19 protein-coding genes are annotated in these 18,505 nt (G+C 62.7%); 14 read left to right on the top strand and 5 right to left on the bottom strand.

Features of this window, described 5'->3' with window-relative positions; genetic code table 11:
- Together DUGA2_RS31080 and DUGA2_RS31075 are read left to right on the top strand one after the other, a co-directional pair.
- Positions 1 to 1,267 (top strand): sigma 54-interacting transcriptional regulator (locus DUGA2_RS31080; RefSeq protein ID WP_070273172.1); only part of this gene is annotated, 1,267 nt, incomplete at its 5' end.
- 227 nt (positions 1,268 to 1,494) lie between these two features.
- Positions 1,495 to 1,827, top strand: coding sequence for a BON domain-containing protein (locus DUGA2_RS31075; RefSeq protein WP_070273171.1), 333 nt, complete (start codon positions 1,495 to 1,497; stop codon positions 1,825 to 1,827).
- A gap of 200 nt (positions 1,828 to 2,027) precedes the next feature.
- Here DUGA2_RS31075 and DUGA2_RS31070 read toward each other — a convergent pair whose 3' ends face one another.
- Positions 2,028 to 3,350 (bottom strand): homoserine dehydrogenase, encoded by a 1,323-nt coding sequence (locus tag DUGA2_RS31070; protein ID WP_070273170.1) that lies wholly within the window; start codon positions 3,348 to 3,350, stop codon positions 2,028 to 2,030.
- 22 nt (positions 3,351 to 3,372) lie between these two features.
- Entirely contained in the window at positions 3,373 to 4,605 is a 1,233-nt protein-coding gene (locus DUGA2_RS31065) for a pyridoxal phosphate-dependent aminotransferase (RefSeq protein WP_070273169.1), read from the bottom strand.
- A gap of 196 nt (positions 4,606 to 4,801) precedes the next feature.
- On the opposite strand from DUGA2_RS31065, the gene DUGA2_RS31060 reads away from it, so the two are divergent.
- From DUGA2_RS31060 to DUGA2_RS31015, 10 genes are all read left to right on the top strand, one after another.
- Positions 4,802 to 5,194 (top strand): Mth938-like domain-containing protein, encoded by a 393-nt coding sequence (locus tag DUGA2_RS31060; RefSeq protein ID WP_070273168.1) that lies wholly within the window; start codon positions 4,802 to 4,804, stop codon positions 5,192 to 5,194.
- The gene (locus DUGA2_RS31055) at positions 5,194 to 6,855 is read left to right on the top strand and encodes a glycosyltransferase family 39 protein (RefSeq protein WP_070273167.1); all 1,662 of its coding nucleotides are present in this window, start codon (positions 5,194 to 5,196) and stop codon (positions 6,853 to 6,855) included. Before DUGA2_RS31060 ends, DUGA2_RS31055 begins: the two co-directional genes overlap by 1 nt.
- A 27-nt stretch (positions 6,856 to 6,882) precedes the next feature.
- Positions 6,883 to 7,254, top strand: coding sequence for an SMR family transporter (locus DUGA2_RS31050; protein ID WP_070273166.1), 372 nt, complete (start codon positions 6,883 to 6,885; stop codon positions 7,252 to 7,254).
- A 53-nt stretch (positions 7,255 to 7,307) separates the two neighbouring features.
- Positions 7,308 to 8,459: a DegT/DnrJ/EryC1/StrS aminotransferase family protein gene (locus tag DUGA2_RS31045; RefSeq protein WP_070273165.1), complete on the top strand. Its 1,152-nt coding sequence runs from the start codon at positions 7,308 to 7,310 to the stop codon at positions 8,457 to 8,459.
- A gap of 11 nt (positions 8,460 to 8,470) precedes the next feature.
- Positions 8,471 to 9,466, top strand: a complete 996-nt coding sequence (locus DUGA2_RS31040; RefSeq protein WP_070273174.1) for a glycosyltransferase — start codon at positions 8,471 to 8,473, stop codon at positions 9,464 to 9,466.
- The gene (locus DUGA2_RS31035; RefSeq protein ID WP_070273164.1) at positions 9,459 to 10,403 is read left to right on the top strand and encodes a formyltransferase; all 945 of its coding nucleotides are present in this window, start codon (positions 9,459 to 9,461) and stop codon (positions 10,401 to 10,403) included. Before DUGA2_RS31040 ends, DUGA2_RS31035 begins: the two co-directional genes overlap by 8 nt.
- A gap of 22 nt (positions 10,404 to 10,425) precedes the next feature.
- Complete coding sequence (locus tag DUGA2_RS31030) at positions 10,426 to 11,478, top strand: bifunctional UDP-4-keto-pentose/UDP-xylose synthase (protein WP_070273163.1); 1,053 nt, start codon at positions 10,426 to 10,428, stop codon at positions 11,476 to 11,478.
- Positions 11,479 to 11,514: 36 nt separating this feature from the next.
- Positions 11,515 to 12,459 (top strand): polysaccharide deacetylase family protein, encoded by a 945-nt coding sequence (locus tag DUGA2_RS31025; RefSeq protein WP_070273173.1) that lies wholly within the window; start codon positions 11,515 to 11,517, stop codon positions 12,457 to 12,459.
- Between the two features lie 24 nt (positions 12,460 to 12,483).
- Positions 12,484 to 12,948, top strand: a complete 465-nt coding sequence (locus tag DUGA2_RS31020; RefSeq protein WP_008450886.1) for a peroxiredoxin — start codon at positions 12,484 to 12,486, stop codon at positions 12,946 to 12,948.
- 273 nt (positions 12,949 to 13,221) lie between these two features.
- Complete coding sequence (locus tag DUGA2_RS31015; RefSeq protein WP_070273162.1) at positions 13,222 to 15,063, top strand: PhoH family protein; 1,842 nt, start codon at positions 13,222 to 13,224, stop codon at positions 15,061 to 15,063.
- 67 nt (positions 15,064 to 15,130) lie between these two features.
- Here DUGA2_RS31015 and DUGA2_RS31010 read toward each other — a convergent pair whose 3' ends face one another.
- Complete coding sequence (locus DUGA2_RS31010) at positions 15,131 to 15,766, bottom strand: CCXG family PEP-CTERM protein (protein WP_070273161.1); 636 nt, start codon at positions 15,764 to 15,766, stop codon at positions 15,131 to 15,133.
- A gap of 274 nt (positions 15,767 to 16,040) precedes the next feature.
- Between DUGA2_RS31010 and DUGA2_RS31005 the strand changes: the two genes are divergently transcribed.
- Positions 16,041 to 16,325, top strand: coding sequence for a type II toxin-antitoxin system HicB family antitoxin (locus DUGA2_RS31005; RefSeq protein ID WP_070273160.1), 285 nt, complete (start codon positions 16,041 to 16,043; stop codon positions 16,323 to 16,325).
- Between the two features lie 32 nt (positions 16,326 to 16,357).
- Here the strand turns inward: DUGA2_RS31005 and DUGA2_RS31000 are convergent, their stop codons facing one another.
- The gene (locus tag DUGA2_RS31000) at positions 16,358 to 17,380 is read right to left on the bottom strand and encodes a diguanylate cyclase (protein ID WP_229214817.1); all 1,023 of its coding nucleotides are present in this window, start codon (positions 17,378 to 17,380) and stop codon (positions 16,358 to 16,360) included.
- Between the two features lie 197 nt (positions 17,381 to 17,577).
- Between DUGA2_RS31000 and DUGA2_RS30995 the strand changes: the two genes are divergently transcribed.
- Entirely contained in the window at positions 17,578 to 17,778 is a 201-nt protein-coding gene (locus DUGA2_RS30995) for a heavy-metal-associated domain-containing protein (protein ID WP_070273158.1), read from the top strand.
- Here DUGA2_RS30995 and DUGA2_RS30990 read toward each other — a convergent pair whose 3' ends face one another.
- A complete protein-coding gene (locus DUGA2_RS30990; RefSeq protein ID WP_070273157.1) occupies positions 17,779 to 18,501 on the bottom strand; it encodes a glutathione S-transferase in 723 nt (240 codons plus the stop codon).
- Between the last annotated feature and the right edge of the window lie 4 nt (positions 18,502 to 18,505).

The following is an 18,505-nucleotide window of genomic DNA, read 5'->3' as shown; positions in this document are numbered from 1 at the left end:
GGCCGCGCTGGCGCGCATGGCTATCGAGCTGCCGCGCCTGGTGATCAGCGACATCCGCCTGCCGGACCGCGACGGCATGTCGCTGTTCCAGGAAATCCGCAGCGCCTGGCCGGCCCTGCCGGTAATCCTGCTGACCGCCCACGGCACCATCCCCGACGCGGTCGAAGCCACCACGCTGGGCGCCTACGCCTACCTGACCAAGCCCTTCGACGCCAAGACGCTGCTGGAACGCATCGTCCAGGCGCTGAGCCTGTCCGCGCCCGAGCCCGGCCCCGCCAGCGGCGACCACGCCTGGCGCGCGGGCCTGATCAGCCGCAGCCAATGCATGGACGAGCTGCTGGCCGAAGCGCGGCTGGTGGCGGCCTCCGACGCCAGCATCCTGATCCGCGGCGAAAGCGGCACCGGCAAGGAACTGCTGGCCAACGCCATCCACCGCGCCAGCCGGCGCAGCAAGGCGCCCTTCATCGCCGTCAACTGCGGCGCGATACCGGAGGCGCTGCTGGAGTCCGAGCTGTTCGGCCACGTCAAGGGCGCCTACACCGGCGCCGTCGCCAGCCGCGAAGGCTTGCTGCAGGCGGCAGATGGCGGCACGCTGTTCCTCGACGAGATCGGCGACATGCCGCTGCTGCTGCAAGTGAAGCTGTTGCGCGTGCTGCAGGAGCGCGTGGTGCGCCAGCTGGGCTCAGACGTCGCGCGGCCGGTGGACGTGCGCATCCTGTCGGCCACCCACCGCGACCTCGACGTGGCGATGCAGGAAGGCCAGTTCCGCGAAGACCTGTACTACCGCCTGAATGTGATCACGCTGACCTTGCCGCCGCTGTCGCAGCGCCGCGAAGACATCGCGCCGATGGCGACCCAGTTCCTGCAGACGCTGGCCGCCAAGTACGGCAAGACCGTGCGCGGCTATGCGCCCGGCGCGCTGGAGGCGCTGACCACGGCCGCCTGGCCCGGCAATGTGCGGCAGCTGTACAACGTGGTCGAACACGTGTGCGCGCTGGCGACCGCGCCGCTGGTGCCCTTGTCGCTGGTGCAGCGGGCGCTGCGGGTGCCGTCGCTGGAGGTGCTGAGCTACACCGAAGCCAAGCAACGCTTCGAGCGCAACTACCTGGTCCAGCTGCTGAAACTGACCGACGGCAACGTGGCCGACGCCGCCCGCCTGGCCGAACGCAATCGCACGGAGTTCTACCGTCTGCTGCAAAAACACGACCTGGACGCCAGCCTGTTCCGCGCCGACGGCGCCGCTGTCGCCGCCGAGCGACAGGAATAATTCCTTACAAATCAGCCACTTGCGGAATGGCGGCGGAAGCTTGTCGCCATCTCCCGACAAAACCCGGGCAATATGGCCGGAAATACCACGGGCGACCGGTTTCCACTAGGAAAATCACGCATAAGTCATTGATTTCAATCCGATTTTTAGAGCTGGCACGGGGTTTGCAAAGGAGAGGATAACGTCACTGACGTTTCACCCTTAAACTGAAAAAAAGGAAGCAAATCATGATGACTACCAAACTGATCGCCCGCCTGATGGTTGCCGCCACCCTGACCGCCGCTGCCGCCACCGGCACCGCCTTTGCCGCAGGCCAGACCGAAGCCGCCATGGCTGGCGCCGCCAAGACCGGCACCGCCACCAATGACGAAGCCATCACCAGCAAAATCAAGGCTTCCCTGGCAGATCAAAAACAAATTGGCGTGACCACCACCGACGGTGTGGTTGTGCTGAGCGGCGCGGTAGCGAGCACCGACATCGGCACCAAGGCGATTCAGGTTGCGTCGGCTGTGCCTGGCGTGAAAGAAGTGAAAAGCGAACTGACCGTCGCTTCGAAGTAAGCAGTACCGCAGTACCGTAGTAGCAGCAACCCCGGAGTAAATAGGAGAAACCCTTCACCGGACAGCGTACGTAGACGCCGTCCGGTTTTTTTTCGTCTAAAACAACGGGGGTCAAGTCTGACATTCGGACACGAGCTCTACCGTAACGCGCGTTACGGTAGAGCTCGTGTCCGAATGTCAGACTTGACCCCCGCCTTAAATCAGCTCAGGTTTTCCAGGCGGATCTTGGTGACGTTGCCGCACACCGTGGCCAGGGCTTCGATCTTGGCGATGGCCGCCAGCACGTTCTTTTCCTGCGTCTGGTGCGTCAGGAAGATGATGTCGGTGCGCGTCTCGCCTTCCGCCGGTTCCTTCTGCATCATGGCGTCGATCGAGATGGTGGCGTCGGCCAGGATGCGGGTCAGGTCGGCCAGCACGCCCGGCTGGTCGCTGACGTTCATGCGCAGGTAGTAGCTGGTGGTGATCTCCGCCATCGGCAGGATCTCGATATCCGTCATCGCGTTCGGCTGGAAGGCCAGGTGCGGCACGCGGTGCTCGGCATCGGCCGTGGCCAGCCGGGTGATGTCGACCAGGTCGGCGATCACGGCCGAGGCGGTCGGCTCGGAACCGGCGCCCTTGCCGTAGTACAGCGTGGCGCCGACGGCGTCGCCATGCACCAGCACGGCGTTCATCGCGCCTTCGACGTTGGCGATCAATCGCTTGGACGGGATCAGCGTCGGATGCACGCGCAGCTCCACGCCTTCCACGCCGTTGACCTTGGCGCGCTTGGCGATGCCCAGCAGCTTGATGCGATAGCCCAGCTGCTCTGCGTAGCGGATGTCGATGGCGTTCAGCTTGGAAATGCCCTCGACGTGCGCCTTGTCGAACTGCACCGGAATGCCGAAGGCGATCGCCGACATGATGGTGGCCTTGTGCGCCGCGTCCACGCCTTCGATGTCGAAGGTCGGGTCGGCTTCGGCATAGCCCAGCTCCTGCGCCTGCTTGAGCACGGTCGCGAAGTCCAGGCCCTTGTCGCGCATCTCGGACAGGATGAAGTTGGTGGTGCCGTTGATGATGCCGGCCAGCCATTCGATGCGGTTGGCGGTCAGGCCTTCGCGCAGCGCCTTGATGATGGGGATGCCGCCGGCCACGGCCGCCTCGAACGCCACCATCACGCCCTTGGCTTGCGCGGCGGCGAAGATTTCATTGCCGTGCACGGCCAGCAGCGCCTTGTTGGCGGTGACGACGTGCTTGCCGTTGGCGATGGCTTGCAGCACCAGCGCCTTGGCCTGGTCGTAGCCGCCGATCAGCTCGACGACGATGTCGATCTCGGGATCGTTGACGATGTCGAACGGATCGGCCACCACGTTGACCTTGCCGCCGGTGCGCGTCTTGGCGCGCTCCAGGTTGCGGGCCGAGACGGCCACCACTTCGATGCCGCGACCGGCGCGGCGGCGGATTTCTTCCTGGTTACGGGCCAGCACATCGAACGTACCGCCGCCGACATTGCCGACGCCTAACAAACCTATTTTGATGGGTTTCATATAAATCGTTTCTATTGTTTTATTAGAAGCTGGCGCCGTGGCGTTTCCGGTAGCCTTCCATGAATTTGGCGATGCGGCCGAAGGCCTCGATCATATCGTCCGAATTCGGCAGGAACACGACGCGGAAGTGATCCGGCGCAATCCAGTTGAAACCGCTGCCCTGGACGATCAGCACTTTTGTTTCAGCCAGCAGCTCATAGGCGAATTGCTGGTCGTCCGCGATCGGGTAGATCTTCGGATCAAGGCGTGGGAACATATACAGCGCAGCTTTCGGCTTGACGCACGTTACGCCAGGAATATCGGTGAGCAGCTTGTAAGCCAGGTCGCGCTGCTTGAGCAGGCGTCCGCCCGGCCCCACCAGGTCGTGGATCGACTGGTAGCCGCCGAGCGCGGTCTGGATCGCAAACTGGCCCGGCGCGTTGGCGCACAGGCGCATCGAGGCCAGCATGTTCAGGCCTTCGATATAGTCTTTCGCATGGCCCTTCTCGCCCGACACCACCATCCAGCCGGCGCGATAGCCGCAGGCGCGGTAGTTCTTCGACAGGCCGTTGAAGGTGACGAACAGCACGTCATCGGCCAGCGAGGCGATGGACACGTGCTCGGCGCCGTCGTACAGCACCTTGTCGTAGATTTCGTCGGCGTAGATGATCAGCTGGTGCTGGCGCGCCAGTTCGATGATCTGCAGCAGCAGCTCGACCGGGTACAGCGCGCCGGTCGGATTGTTCGGGTTGATGACGACGATGGCGCGCGTGTTCGAGTTGATCTTGCGGCGCATGTCTTCGATGTCCGGGAACCAGTCCTGCTGCTCGTCGCAGATGTAGTGCACCGGCGTGCCGCCCGACAGCGACACCGCCGCCGTCCACAGCGGATAGTCGGGCGCCGGCACCAGCACTTCGTCGCCGGTGTTGAGCAGCGCGTTCATCGACATGACGATCAGCTCGGACGCGCCATTGCCGAGGTAGACATCCTCGATGGTCACGCCGGGAATATTCTTGCCCTGGGTGTAGTGCACCACGGCCTTGCGCGGCGCGAACATGCCCTTGGAATCGGTGTAGCCCGCAGCATTGTGCAGGTTGATTTTCATGTCCTGGACGATCTCGTCCGGCGGATCGAAACCGAACACGGCGAGGTTGCCGATATTCAACTTCGTGATCTTGTGGCCTTCTTCCTCCATTTGCCGGGCTTTTTCCGGCACCGGGCCGCGGATCTCGTAGCAGACTTCCGCTAATTTGTTCGATTTTTGAATCGGTCGCAAAATAAAATCCTGTCTTGGTGAGGCAAACCGCTCAGGACTGCCAAAATGCCCCGGCGGCCCGTGCTGCAATGCGAAAAGACCCATTCTGCCGAAAGCATCTCATTTAATCAACCTGTAAGGGGCGTAAAGCTCAGGAACACCCCGGAAAAACGCTACAATGGCGCTTCTTTTGCCGACTAAACCCACGATTTCTGTCATGAAGCTCCACGCCAGCGATACTCAAAAATACCAGACCGTGACCGGTTACGATGAAACCGGGGTCGAAATCAACGCCCAGCGCTACAACTACAGCCTGATCGTGCTGCCGGAAATCCCGCCGCGCGCCTGGGATGCCCCCACCTTCGAATCTATTACCGCAGAGCACTTCGTCACCATCGGCGACGACAACCCGGACGTCGTCATCCTCGGCACCGGCGCCAGGCAGCGCTTCATCCATCCGCGCCTGACCGCCGCGCTGACCATGCGCCGCATCGGCGTCGAATGCATGGACAGCCAGGCCGCCTGCCGCACCTACAACATCCTGATGGGCGAAGGCCGCAAGGTCACGCTCGCTCTGATCATCGACCACACCGAGGGCAAAACCGCCTGATGAACGACCTGTACAACTCCAAGAAATTCGTCTGGTCGCTGCTGACCGCGTTCATCATCGTCTGGCTGTACGTGCTGGGCGTGCGCACGCTGGTGCCGCCCGACGAGGGCCGCTACGCCGAAATGGCGCGCGAAATGTTCGTCAACGGCGACTGGATCACCACGCGCCTGAACGGCATCAAGTACTTTGAAAAGCCGCCGCTGCAAACCTGGATGAACGCGGCCTCGTTTGCCGTGTTCGGCCTGGGCGAGTGGCAGGCCCGCCTGTGGACCGGCTTGTGCGGCCTGGGCGGCGTGATCCTGACCGGCTACGCCGGCAACCGCGTGTTCGGCGCGCGCGCCGGCTTCTACGCCGCGCTGGCGCTGGGCTCCAGCCTGTTCTGGGTGGCTTCCGGCCAGATCGATTCGCTGGACATGAGCCTGTCCGGCATGATGACCATCGTGCTGTGCGCGGTGCTGGTGGCCCAGCGCGACGGCGCCTCCGACGGCGAACGCCGCAACTGGATGCTGCTGTGCTGGGCCGGCATGGCGCTGGCGGTGCTGGCCAAGGGCCTGATCGGCCTGGTGCTGCCGGGCGCGGTGCTGGTGCTGTATTCGGCGCTGTCGGGCGACATCGCCATCTGGAAGCGCCTGCACCTGGGCAAGGGCCTGCTGCTGTTCTTCGCCGTCGCCACGCCGTGGTTCGTGCTGGTGGCGCTGCGCAATCCGGAGCAGCCGCACTTCTTCTTCGTGCACGAGCACTGGGAACGCTTCTTCCTCAAGACCCACCACCGCGAAGGCGCGTGGTACTACTTCTTCGCCATGCTGATCCCCGGCATCGTGCCGTGGCTGGGCGTGCTGCCGCAGGCGCTGTGGGGCGCCGTGCGCCGCGAGCGCAGCGGCGTGTTCCAGCCCAAGCTGATGCTGCTGATCTGGGCCGTGTTCATTTTCTTCTTCTTCAGCTATTCCAGCTCCAAGCTGCCCGGCTACATCCTGCCGATCTTCCCGGCGCTGGCCCTGCTGATCGCCGTCTACCTGGAAAACGCCTCGCGCCGCAACCGCATGATCGCCGCCGGCCTGCTGGTGCTGATCGGCGTGGGCGGCGTGGCCGCCGTGCCGCAGATGGTGCACATGGCGGTGCGCCACCACGAGGAAACCGCGCTGCTGGAAGCCTACCAGCCGTGGGTGCTGATGGCAGGCATCATCGCCGCGGCCGGCGGCGCGCTGGCGCTGCTGCATGCGCGCCACCTGCGCCGCGACCTGACGGTGCTCACCATGGCCGTGGCCGGCTTCATCGCGACCCAGCTGATACTGACCGGCTTCGAGCCGTATGGCAAAATGCGCGCCGGTAAAGCGGTGGCGATGAAGACGCTGCCCGAGCTCAAGCCCGATACCAAGATCTATTCGGTCGACACCTACGAACAGTCGATGACCTTCTACCTGCAGCGCACCGTGGTGCTGGTCGACTACTGGGACGAGTTCACCTTCGGCCTGCGCCAGCAGCCGGAGCTGTCGATTCCGACGGTCGAGCAGTTCGTGGTGCTGTGGAACCAGCACACGGCGCAAGGCGTCAAGGCGCTGGCCATCCTCAGCCCGGAGAAATATGCCGAGCTCAAGGAAGACGGTTTGACCATGCGCGTGGTGGCCGAGGATACGCGCCGCGTCGTGGTGGCCAACCTGTAGCTTATAAAAATCCTATAAATAATATTAATGAATATTGCAACTTTTAGTTTTATCGTCTTCGGCGTGCTGCTCAACGCGGTGGCCCAGCTGCTGCTCAAGGCCGGCACCAGGAACATCGGCGAGATCCACCTGACGCTGAACAACCTGTTCTCGGTCGGCCTCAAGGTGGCGACCCAGCTGCCCATCATCGGCGGTCTGACCTGCTACGTGCTGTCGGTGGTGCTGTGGATCATCGCGCTGTCGCGCGTGGACGTGTCGATCGCCTACCCGATGTTGTCGCTGGGCTATGTGGTGACGGCCATCGGCGCCTGGTACCTGTTCGGCGAAGCGCTGACGGTGCAGCGCCTGGTCGCCATCGGCATCATCCTGGTGGGCGTCGCCTTGCTGGCGCGTACCTGACGAACAATTTAGAATGCGGCCATAAGCCAAAAACAACGAGAGCGAACTACCCAATGACCTCCGCCTTACCCTTCTTGCCTTTTTCGAAACCTACGATCGATGAGGCAACCATCACCGCCGTCAGCGACGTGCTGCGTTCCGGCTGGATCACCAGCGGCCCCAAAGTAGCCGCCTTCGAAGCCCAGATGTCCGAGTATTTCGGCGGCCGCCCCGTGCGCACCTTCAATTCCGGCACCTGCACGATGGAAATCGCGCTGCGCATCGCCGGCATCGGCGCCGGCGACGAAGTCATCACCACGTCGATCTCGTGGGTGGCCACGGCCAACGTCATCATCGAAGTGGGCGCCACGCCGGTGTTCGCCGATATCGACCCGATCACCCGCAATATCGACCTCGACAAGGTGGAAGCGGCGATCACCCCGCGCACCAAGGCCATCATTCCGGTCTACCTGTCCGGCCTGCCCGTCGACATGGACCGCCTGTACGCCATCGCCAAGAAGCACAATCTGCGCGTGATCGAGGACGCGGCCCAGGCCTTCGGTTCCGAATGGAATGGCAAGCGCATCGGCTCGTTCGGCGATTTCGTCTCGTTCAGCTTCCAGGCCAACAAGAACATCACCACCGGCGAAGGCGGCGCGCTGGTGCTGAACAACCTCGAAGAAGCCAGGCTGGCCGAGAAGTACCGCCTGCAAGGCGTGACCCGCAGCGGCGTCGACGGCATCGATGTCGACGTCCTCGGCGGCAAGTACAATATGAGCGACATCATGGCCGCCATCGGCCTGGGGCAGTTCGCCAATATCGCCAACATCACCGCGCACCGCCGCAACCTGGCGCGCCACTATTACCAGGCTTTCGGTCCGGATTTCGAAGCCCTGTCCGGCGCCCAGCTGCCGCTGCAGGCTTTCGAAACCAGCAAGGCTCAGAGTAACTACCACCTGTTCCAGATCGTGCTGCCGGATAACGGCCCGACCACCCGCGCCGACTTCATGCGCGCGATGCAGGAGCGCTACAACATCGGCACCGGCTACCACTACGCGCCTATCCACCTGTTCACCATGTACCGCGAGCGCGGCTTCAAGGAGGGCATGTTCCCCGTCTCGGAAAAAATCGGCCGCCTGACCGTCACGCTGCCGATGTTCTATGCCATGACCGCGGCCGATGTCGACCGTGCCGTCGCAGCCGTGAAAGCGATTTTGATCAAATGAGCGTGTCGTTGATGAAACCTGAAATTACCGTCGTTATCCCGATCTATAACGAACAGGCCGGCCTGCAAGCGCTGTTCGACCGCCTGTACCCGGCGCTCGACAAGCTGGACACGACCTACGAGATCGTGTTCGTCAACGACGGCAGCCGCGACAACTCGGTCTCCATCCTGGCCGAACAGTTCCGCGCCCGTCCCGACGTCACCCGCGTGGTGCTGTTCAACGGTAACTACGGCCAGCACATGGCCATCCTGGCGGGCTTCGAAGCGTCGCGCGGCGACATCATGATCACGCTGGACGCCGACCTGCAGAACCCGCCCGAGGAAATCGGCAACCTGGTCGCCAAGATCCGCGAAGGCTACGACTACGTCGGCTCGATCCGCCGCAAGCGCCAGGATTCGGCGTGGCGCACCTACGCGTCCAAGGCCATGAACCACCTGCGCGAGCGCATCACCAACATCAAGATCACCGACCAGGGCAATATGCTGCGCGCCTACGGCCGCAATGTGATCGACCTGGTCAACCAGTGCGGCGAGGTCAACACCTTCGTGCCGGCGCTGGCCTACCGCTTCGCCCGCAAGCCGACCGAGATCATCGTCGAGCACGAGGAACGCGCGGCCGGCGAATCGAAGTACTCGTTGTACAGCCTGATCCGCCTGAATTTCGACCTGGTCACGGGCTTCTCGCTGGTGCCGCTGCAATTCTTCTCGATGTTCGGCATCCTGCTGTCGCTGGCCTCCGGCCTGCTGGTGTTCGTGCTGCTGATACGCCGCCTGTTCCTGGGCGCGGAAGCCGAGGGTCTGTTCACGCTGTTCGCGATCGCCTTCTTCTTCATGGGCACCATCCTGTTCGGCATCGGCCTGCTGGGCGAATACGTCGGCCGCATCTTCCAGCAAGTGCGCGCGCGCCCCCGCTACGTGGTACAAACGATATTGGAACAAAAACCCGGCCAGTCGCTCGACGTGCCGGCCGGCGTGGAAAAACGTACCGTAGGCCGAGGCCATGACTGATTTCGATAAACCGCAACGCGCCGTCGTCTTCGGCTACCACAACGTCGGCGTCCGCTGCCTGAAGGTGCTGCTGGCCGGCGGCGTCGACGTCGCGCTGGTGGTCACGCACGAAGACAGCGACAACGAAAACATCTGGTTCGAATCGGTGATTTCGCTGTGCCAGGCCGAGGGCATCCCCTACATCACGCCGGCCGACGCCAGGTCGCCCGAGCTGCTGGAACAGGTCAAGGCGGCCAAGCCGGACCTGATGTTCAGCTTCTACTACCGCAACATGCTGCCGGCCGAGCTGCTGGCGGTGGCGCCCGCGTTCAATATGCACGGCTCGCTGCTGCCGGAGTTCCGCGGCCGCGCGCCGGTCAACTGGGCGGTGCTCAACGGCGCCACCGTCACCGGCGCCTCGCTGCACGAGATGACCGTCAAGCCCGACGCCGGCGCCATCGTGTCGCAGATGGAAGTGCCCATCCTGCCGGACGACACCGCGCACGAAGTGTTCGGCAAAGTCACCGTGGCGGCCGAGCAGGCGCTGTGGCGCGTGCTGCCGTCGCTGCTGGACGGCACCGCGCCGCGCATCAAGAACGACCTGGGCAAGGGCGGCTATTTCGGCGGCCGCAAGCCCGAGGACGGCCGCATCAACTGGCTGATGCCGGCCCAGGATGTGTACAACCTGCACCGCGCCGTGGCGCCGCCCTACCCCGGCGCCTTCACCGATATCGGCGGTGTGCGCTATGTGCTGCAACGGGCCCGATTGTCTGGCAATTTCGGCAATGTTGTATCGCTAAGTTTGCCACCTGGCTTGACAGTAGTGGATAATTGCATCTTTGGCGTGTGCGGCGATGGCCGCATGCTGACGATTTCCGCCTTGACGGCCGACGGGGAACCCGTAACGGCTGAGCAGTTGCAATCCCGCCTGGCGGAGCTGTCCGCTGGCGGACAATGAACATTACCTGGGTAACTATCACATGAAAAAAGTCCTCATCCTCGGCGTCAACGGCTTCATCGGCCATCACCTGTCGAAGCGCATCCTGGAAACGACCGACTGGCATGTCTACGGCATGGACATGAGCACCGACCGTATCACCGACGTGCTGGAGAACGAGGCGTACAAGTCGCGCATGCACTTCTTCGAAGGCGACATCACCATCAACAAGGAATGGGTCGAGTACCACGTCAAGAAATGCGACGTGATCCTGCCGCTGGTCGCCATCGCCACGCCATCGACCTATGTGAAGGCGCCGCTGCGCGTGTTCGAACTGGACTTCGAGGCCAACCTGCCCATCGTCCGCTCGGCCGCCAAGTACGGCAAGCACCTGGTATTCCCGTCGACCTCGGAAGTGTATGGCATGTGCCACGACGACGAGTTCGATCCTGAGAACTCGGAACTGGTCTGCGGCCCGATCAACAAGCCGCGCTGGATCTACTCCAACGCCAAGCAGTTGATGGACCGCGTGATCTGGGGCTACGGCATGGAAGGCCTGAACTTCACGCTGTTCCGTCCGTTCAACTGGATCGGCGCCGGCCTGGATTCGATCCACACGCCGAAAGAAGGCTCGTCGCGCGTGGTGACGCAGTTCTTCGGCCACATCGTCCGCGGCGAGAACATCTCGCTGGTCGACGGCGGCGCGCAGAAACGCGCGTTCACCGACATCGACGACGGCATCGACGCGCTGATGAAGATCATCGAGAACAAAAACGGCGCCGCATCGGGCAAGATCTACAACATCGGCAACCCGGTCAACAATTACTCGATCCGCGAGCTGGCCGCCATGATGCTGGCCCTGGCGCCGCAGTACCCCGAGTACGCCGAAGGCGCGGCCAAGGTCAAGATCGTCGAGACCACGTCGGGCGCGTACTACGGCGCCGGCTACCAGGACGTGCAGAACCGCGTGCCGAAGATCACCAACACCTGCGAAGAGCTGGGCTGGAAGCCGACCACCACCATGGCCGACGCGCTGAAGAAAATCTTCGACGCCTACCGCGGCCAAGTGGCCGAAGCACAAAAACTGATGGACTAAGATTTGACCGAGACTTTGCAAACGCAAGCGCCGCTGATGGTGTTGAAGATCGATGTCGACACCTACCGCGGCACCCGTGAAGGCACCATGAACCTGGTGCAGATGCTGAAGGCGCACCAGGCCCAGGCGACCTTCCTGTTTTCGCTGGGGCCGGATCACACCGGCTGGGCGCTGCGCCGCGCGCTGCGTCCGGGGTTCTTCAGCAAAGTCTCGCGCACGTCCGTCGTTGAGCATTACGGCCTCAAGACGCTGATGTACGGCACCCTGCTGCCGGGTCCGGACATCGGCAAGGATTGCGCCGGCGAGATGCGCTCCGTGCGCGACGCCGGCTTCGAATGCGGCATTCACACCTGGGACCACGTGCTGTGGCAGGACAATGTCGCCAGGCGCGACGGCAAATGGTCCACCAGCATGATGCGCAAGGCCGCCGCCCGCTTTTCGCAGGTGTTCGGCACCGCGCCGCGCACCCACGGCGCCGCCGGCTGGCAGATGAACAATGCCGCCTTCGCCGAGCATGACGCCGCCGGCTATGCCTACGCGTCCGACGGCCGCTGCGTGTTGAACGACAACGGCACGCTGGCCAATCCGGCCGACGGCCCGCATCGTTTATCCGACGGCGACAAGGTGCTGTCCCACATCCAGCTGCCGACCACGCTGCCGACGCTGGATGAGCTGCTGGGCCGCGAAATCGACGGCGTCACCATCGGCACCGGCAACATCGCCGCCTTCCTGCTGAAGCTGACGGCCGGCGCCACGCGCGACCACGTTTATACTTTGCATTCCGAACTTGAAGGGCAAAAACTCGCCCCCATATTCGAGCAGTTATTGGCTGGCTGGAAGGCGCAGGGTTACACATTGGCGTCGATGGCCGATTACCATCAGAAGGTCCGGCATCAGACCATGCCGGTTTGTCCGATCACCTGGGGCGAGCTGCCGGGTCGTTCGGGACAGCTGATCGTACAGGGCGCCGCCCGTTCTTAATGCGTATCGTTCAGGAGAGTGCCTGTGGCTGATAGCCCATCCGTCGTACCCGATTTTTCCGCCGCCATGACCAGCGGCCAGACCTTCCAGCTGTCGGGCCGTCCCGCCCGCCATACCGTGCTGTTCTTCTACCCCAAGGACAACACCCCGGGCTGCACCACCGAAAACATGGCTTTCCGCGACCTGCACGAGCAATTCCAGGCCGCCGGCGCCGAAGTCTACGGCATCAGCCGCGACTCGCTGCGCTCGCATGAAAGCTTCAAGACCAAGCTGGGCCTGCCTTTCGAGCTGATTTCCGACCCTGACGAGGCCGTCTGCCTGCAGTTCGGTGTCATGAAGATGAAGCAAATGTACGGTAAGACTGTACGCGGTATCGAGCGCAGTACGTTTGTGATTGACGCTACCGGTCAATTGGTGAAAGAATGGAGAGGCGTGAAGGTAGCGGGTCACGTCGATGAAGTGCTGGAATTTGTAGCGCGTCAGGCTTAGTTTCAGGATGCGCGTTGCAGCTTCCGGAGTTGCCCAACCGAACCAAGCCTATTCAGCTATTTTGAGTCATCACTGTAATTCACACCACCACCCTACATGGTGGCCAGCCGGCCACCACGCGGTACTTTCTCCGGGCATGATGAGCGCCCGTCGGCAGTCTTATAACCCTGTTTTTACCCAGCATCCACCCCAACGGTCCCAACGTTTCCTTGACCGGGAAGCGTGCTGCACCAATGGGCGGATTCCTCCAGATATTCTTCAAATGAGATCCTGATGCCACTGCCAAAATTACCTAGTAAGCCAGCGACTTTACTTCTGGCGAAAGATTATCCAAAAGCGACAGGGCCGCGCCCGGTCCCCGCCATCGCAGCGGTGGCTGAAGTCGCGCCCGCGCCGAAGAAAGCGGCGCCTGTCAAAGCAGTGCCTGTAGCAAAAGCCAAAGCCGAAGCACCGAAAACCAGCAGCAAGTCCAAAGCCGTGGCGGCCGTACTGAAGGCCGCCCCTGCCGTATTGAAGAACGCCGCAGCCGGCATCGCGCCTGCCGCAGCAGTTGCCAACCCTGCTGCCAAACCGGCCGCCAAGGCCAAGCCTGTGCCGGCCGCGCGCGGCAAGGTCACGCCGATCACGGCCGAGGCCCCGCATCCGGCCAAGCACAAGCCGCATGAAGTGGCGATCAAGTCGTCGACCAGCCGCCACGCCGACCAGACCGGCACCACCAAGCTGTTCGTGCTGGACACCAACGTGCTGATGCACGATCCATCGTCGCTGTTCCGCTTCGAGGAGCACGACGTCTACCTGCCGATGATGACGCTGGAAGAGCTGGACAACCACAAGAAGGGCATGACCGAGGTGGCGCGCAACGCCCGCCAGGTGTCGCGCACCTTGGATGCACTGGTCTCCAACACCGACGACGACGCCATCGAGAACGGCATCCCGCTGTCCAAGCTGGGCAACAAGGACGCCAAGGGCCGCCTGTACTTCCAGACGCGCCTGCAAACGGCCGACCTGCCTGTCGGCCTGCCGGTCGGCAAGGCCGACAACCAGATCCTGTCCGTGGTCCGCTCGCTGGAAGCGGAACAGGAAGGCCGCCCTGTGGTGCTGGTGTCGAAAGACATCAACATGCGCATCAAGGCGCGCGCGCTGGGCCTGCCGGCCGAGGACTACTTCAACGACCACGTGCTGGAAGACACCGACCTGCTGTACTCGGGCATCGTCCAGCTGCCGGACGATTTCTGGACCAAGCACGGCAAGGACCTGGAGAGCTGGCAGGAAAACAAGAACGGCCAGAGCGCGACGTTCTACCGCGTCACCGGCCCGTTCGTGCCTTCGCTGCTGGTCAACCAGTTCATCTTCCTGGAGCCCAAGAATGGCGAAACGCCGTTCTACGGCCAGGTCAAGCAGATCAACGGCAAGACCGCCGTGCTGCAGACGCTGCGCGACTTCAGCCACAACAAGAACAATGTGTGGGGTGTCACCGCCCGCAACCGCGAGCAGAACTTCGCCTTGAACTTGCTGATGAATCCGGAATGCGACTTCGTCACCCTGCTGGGCCAGGCCGGTACCGGCAAGACCCTGCTGGCCCTGGCCGCCGGCCTGGCGCAAGTGCTGGAAACCAAGCTCTACAACGAAATCATCGTCACCCGCGTGACGGTGCCGGTCGGTGAAGACATCGGTTTCCTGCCGGGCACCGAGGAAGAGAAGATGTCGCCATGGATGGGCGCCTTCGACGACAACCTCGAAGTGCTCAACAAGTCCGATTCGGACGGCGGCGAGTGGGGGCGCGCGGCAACGCAGGACCTGATCCGTTCGCGCATCAAGATCAAGTCGCTCAACTTCATGCGCGGCCGCACCTTCGTCAACAAGTTCCTGATCATCGACGAAGCGCAGAACTTGACGCCGAAGCAGGTCAAGACGTTGGTGACGCGCGCCGGTCCCGGCACCAAGATCCTGTGCCTGGGCAATATCGCGCAGATCGACACGCCTTACCTGACCGAAGGGTCAAGCGGCCTGACGTATGTGGTGGATCGCTTCAAGGGATGGTCGCACAGCGGTCACGTGACGCTGGCGCGCGGCGAACGCTCGCGCCTGGCCGACCACGCGAGTGAGGTTTTGTAATGTAGTAGAATAAGCCCGTACCTGTTAGCCCCGCCCGCAGCAATGCCGGCGGGGCTTCTTTTTGCTATCAGGCTTTGTTATTGCGGCGGCGGGCGTAGCCGCCGATCAGGGCCAGGCCGCCCAGCAGCATGGCGTAGGTTTCCGGCTCAGGCACAGCTGGCGCCAGGGTGTCGGCGCTGAAGCTCTGGAACGCATTGCCGGCAGCGGCGTACTGTACCTGCTGGCCGCCGTCGCAGCAGCCTTCCAGGCCGTAGATGGTCAGCGTGTGGTTGCCGGCCGACAGAGCCTGATTGTTGATCAGGAAGGAGCCGTTGACTTTGTCGTAGTTATATTCCCACCACATGTCGTTGCTGTTCACGGCAACAGCACTGCCGTCCAGGAACACGGCGCCGCCGCGGCCGAAGTCGACACCGGCGCGGAACGAGTAGGTGCCTGCGGCGTTCAGGCCGAAGTTGATGGTGGACTTGAAGGCGATATCGGTCGAGCCGGCGCCAAAGATGCCATTGTTGGACACGTTGTCATAGCTGTTCAGCAAAGTCGTATGGCCGCCCACGACGGCGGCGTCCACCACGCTGCGGTAGTCGTCCGCGGTGGCCAGCGGGCCGGCGCCGGAACTGCCGGTCTGGAAGGTGATGACGGCGGCGTTGGAGCTGCCGATGGCGGCCAGGGCGAGTGCAACTGCTGCAAATTTGATGGATTTCATGGATGTCCCTTGAAGTGAGTGATTGCTAGTGTGGAGATGCTAGCCGGCACGAGGATTGGGGACCGGATAAATATTGCACCAAGATAACTTTAAATGCAAATAAGCATTATATAAATAGTATCGCAGGCAATTTGTAATGTCAATCGTTAATGCGGTGCACAATATCGGCGAGGTCAGCCACGAAATTGCTTGAAACAGGCACCAACCTGTATGACACTAGACACTCCAAGTCATTGATTTCGCCAGCCTTTCGGACAACAGCCTAGGTACGACCATGGACATCCCTATCCTCATCCGAAAAAAAGGCGATACCAAGTATGGCGTCACCGTGCCGGACATTCCCGGCTGTGTCACCACGGGCGAAACCGTGGACAAGGCCATGAGCAACGCCACCAAGGCCATCTACGGCCACGTGGGCCAACTGGTCGAACAGGGCAAGGCCTTCGAAATCAAACCGTCCGAGGTGGAATACCTGTCCCGCGAACCGAACTACTCCGGCGGCATCTGGGCGCTGGTGAGCCTGGACCTGGCCAAGCTGGACGATCCGCCCGAGGACTAGGCACTCACCGCTCACTCACCGCTCACTCACCGCTATAACGCCTTGCGCGCGCAATTCCTGCCGGCGCGCTTGGCTTCGTACAGCGCCGCGTCGGCCCGGTACAGCAAATCGTTCATCGACTCGCCTATCCGGTGCTCGGCCACTCCCAGGCTGATCGACAGCTTGATCGGCGCCATGTCGCCGTCGAATTCCGCCGCGCCCACGACGGTGCGGAAACGTTCGGCGAAAGCCAGGCATTCATTGTCGCTGACGCCCGCCTGGAACACCGCAAATTCGTCGCCGCCAAACCGCACCGCGACATCGGTGCGGCGCGACTGCTGGACCAGCAACTGGCCGACGCGGCGCAACACGGTATCGCCGCTGAGGTGGCCGTACACATCGTTGATGTCCTTGAAGCGGTCGATATCGAACACCAGCAGGGCCAGCTGCGTCGACGTGTTCCGCTCATGCATTTCAATCAGGCGCGCGGCGGCGTCTTCCATGTAGTAGCGGCTGAACAGGCCCGTCAACGGATCGCGCACCGCCAGCTGATAGTAGTGGCGCCGGTCCTCCTCCATCGCCGCGTAGCCGATCTGCGCCAGCCGCAAGTCGTCATAGGCCACCTGCAACTCCTTGTTGGTCGCCAGCAGGCGCTGCTCGTGCTGCCGCTCCACCGTCACGTCCTGGTAGATGGTGACGAAGCCGATCACCTCCCCATCCTGGCCGTGGATCACGCGGCCGGTGATGTCGAGTATGGTTCCATTGGGACGGGTGCGGACAAAATGGTGGGGTTCGAACATCAGGCTGAGGCGTATCCGTTCGCGGACCTGCTCATCGGCGTTGCCGGGGCCAAAATCGCCGCGCCGCGCATTGAAGTAGAACAAGTCCTCCAGCGCCACGCCCGGACGCATGACGTCTTCGGGTAAATCCAGCAAGCGGCAGAATGCATCGTTCCAGAACCGCATCGTCAGGCTGCTGTCGATGATCGTTACGCCCACGGGCATGCATTGAATCGCTTCGACCAGCTCGCTGATGCTGAGCGGTGCCATACCGAGCGTGGCAGGATGAGGTTTCATGTATTCAACACCCACGAAAAGTGAGACGGCGGCCCGACCTGACTGCGGTTTCATACTATCACCAGCCCCGCAAGCGGTCCATTAATTGTTGTATTTACAACAGCAATCGGCGCTGTGGGCGCAACGCAACGGCGCTTGACCTTCCCACCACGGGAAGGCCTACAGTACGTATATCGAAACTTTTCAGGGAGTACATGATGTATCAGCTGCAAGTGGAAAACATGAGCTGCGGCCATTGCGTAGGCGCCGTCACCAAGGCGGTGCAGGCGGTCGATGCGGCCGCGCGGGTCGAGATCGACCTGGCCAGCAAGACCGTCAGGATCGCCAGCGCCAGCGCGCTGGCGCCGTTGAAATCGGCCATCGCCGATGCGGGTTATCCCGTCACCAGCGCGGCCTGATTATCTGTCCAGCTCCGGATAGCGGCGGAAGATGCCGTCTTCATTGAACGGTATCCGCCGCTTCGAGCGCACATAGGCGGCGATGTTGGGCCGCAGCGCCACCTTGTCGCGCAAGGCGACCAGCGCCGGATACGATGGCTCCAGCCGCGCCATCGTCTTCGGAAACGCATAGCGCAAGCCTTCCACCAGCTGGAACAGCGACAAGTCCACATACGTCAGCCGCGAGCCGACCGCGTAGCCGCCCCGCCCCGGATTGCGCGCCACCACGCCCTCGAAGTAATCGAGGAACTTCGGTATGCGCTGCTCGCGGAAATCCCTGGCGCGCGCCTTCGCTTCCTTCTTCTGGTCTTCGTAATACAGGTTGGTGGAAATCGGATGGTGCGTGTCGTGCACCTCGTTGACGACGTCGGCGATGGTCAGCTGCAGCTGGTTGGCCCACAGCCGCCCCGCCTCCGCGCGCGGCGCCAGGCCGTGCTTCGCGCCGAGATACATCAGGATGTTGGCCGTCTGCCCGATCAGCAGCTCGCCCGCGCGCAGCACCGGCGGCGCGAACGACGGATGATCGACCTTGTCGCCATCCAGGCTGGCCAGCAGCTCCGGCATGCCCTTCTTCTGGCGCGCCACGTCCACGTAAGGCGCCGCCGCTTCCTCCAGCGCCAGCCGCACGAATTCGCCGCGGCCCTGCAGGCCGTCCCAATAGTAAAGTTGGTATGGTGTCGTCATGCCA

Source organism: Duganella sp. HH101, from assembly GCF_001758795.1.
GTDB classification, from domain to species: domain Bacteria; phylum Pseudomonadota; class Gammaproteobacteria; order Burkholderiales; family Burkholderiaceae_D; genus Rugamonas; species Rugamonas rivuli.
This window is presented reverse-complemented; position numbering and strand designations above follow the sequence as displayed.

Bases quoted from the DNA above. Each gene is read 5' to 3' on its own strand.
- DUGA2_RS30990 (WP_070273157.1), bottom strand. From the start codon at position 18,501: ATGACGACACCATACCAACTTTACTATTGGGACGGCCTGCAGGGCCGC.
- DUGA2_RS31015 (WP_070273162.1), top strand. From the start codon at position 13,222: ATGCCACTGCCAAAATTACCTAGTAAGCCAGCGACTTTACTTCTGGCG.
- DUGA2_RS31075 (WP_070273171.1), top strand. From the start codon at position 1,495: ATGATGACTACCAAACTGATCGCCCGCCTGATGGTTGCCGCCACCCTG.
- DUGA2_RS31055 (WP_070273167.1), top strand. From the start codon at position 5,194: ATGAACGACCTGTACAACTCCAAGAAATTCGTCTGGTCGCTGCTGACC.
- DUGA2_RS31000 (WP_229214817.1), bottom strand. From the start codon at position 17,380: ATGAAACCTCATCCTGCCACGCTCGGTATGGCACCGCTCAGCATCAGC.
- DUGA2_RS31050 (WP_070273166.1), top strand. From the start codon at position 6,883: ATGAATATTGCAACTTTTAGTTTTATCGTCTTCGGCGTGCTGCTCAAC.
- DUGA2_RS31025 (WP_070273173.1), top strand. From the start codon at position 11,515: ATGGTGTTGAAGATCGATGTCGACACCTACCGCGGCACCCGTGAAGGC.
- DUGA2_RS31035 (WP_070273164.1), top strand. From the start codon at position 9,459: ATGACTGATTTCGATAAACCGCAACGCGCCGTCGTCTTCGGCTACCAC.
- DUGA2_RS30995 (WP_070273158.1), top strand. From the start codon at position 17,578: ATGTATCAGCTGCAAGTGGAAAACATGAGCTGCGGCCATTGCGTAGGC.
- DUGA2_RS31040 (WP_070273174.1), top strand. From the start codon at position 8,471: ATGAAACCTGAAATTACCGTCGTTATCCCGATCTATAACGAACAGGCC.
- DUGA2_RS31070 (WP_070273170.1), bottom strand. From the start codon at position 3,350: ATGAAACCCATCAAAATAGGTTTGTTAGGCGTCGGCAATGTCGGCGGC.
- DUGA2_RS31005 (WP_070273160.1), top strand. From the start codon at position 16,041: ATGGACATCCCTATCCTCATCCGAAAAAAAGGCGATACCAAGTATGGC.
- DUGA2_RS31060 (WP_070273168.1), top strand. From the start codon at position 4,802: ATGAAGCTCCACGCCAGCGATACTCAAAAATACCAGACCGTGACCGGT.
- DUGA2_RS31030 (WP_070273163.1), top strand. From the start codon at position 10,426: ATGAAAAAAGTCCTCATCCTCGGCGTCAACGGCTTCATCGGCCATCAC.
- DUGA2_RS31045 (WP_070273165.1), top strand. From the start codon at position 7,308: ATGACCTCCGCCTTACCCTTCTTGCCTTTTTCGAAACCTACGATCGAT.
- DUGA2_RS31010 (WP_070273161.1), bottom strand. From the start codon at position 15,766: ATGAAATCCATCAAATTTGCAGCAGTTGCACTCGCCCTGGCCGCCATC.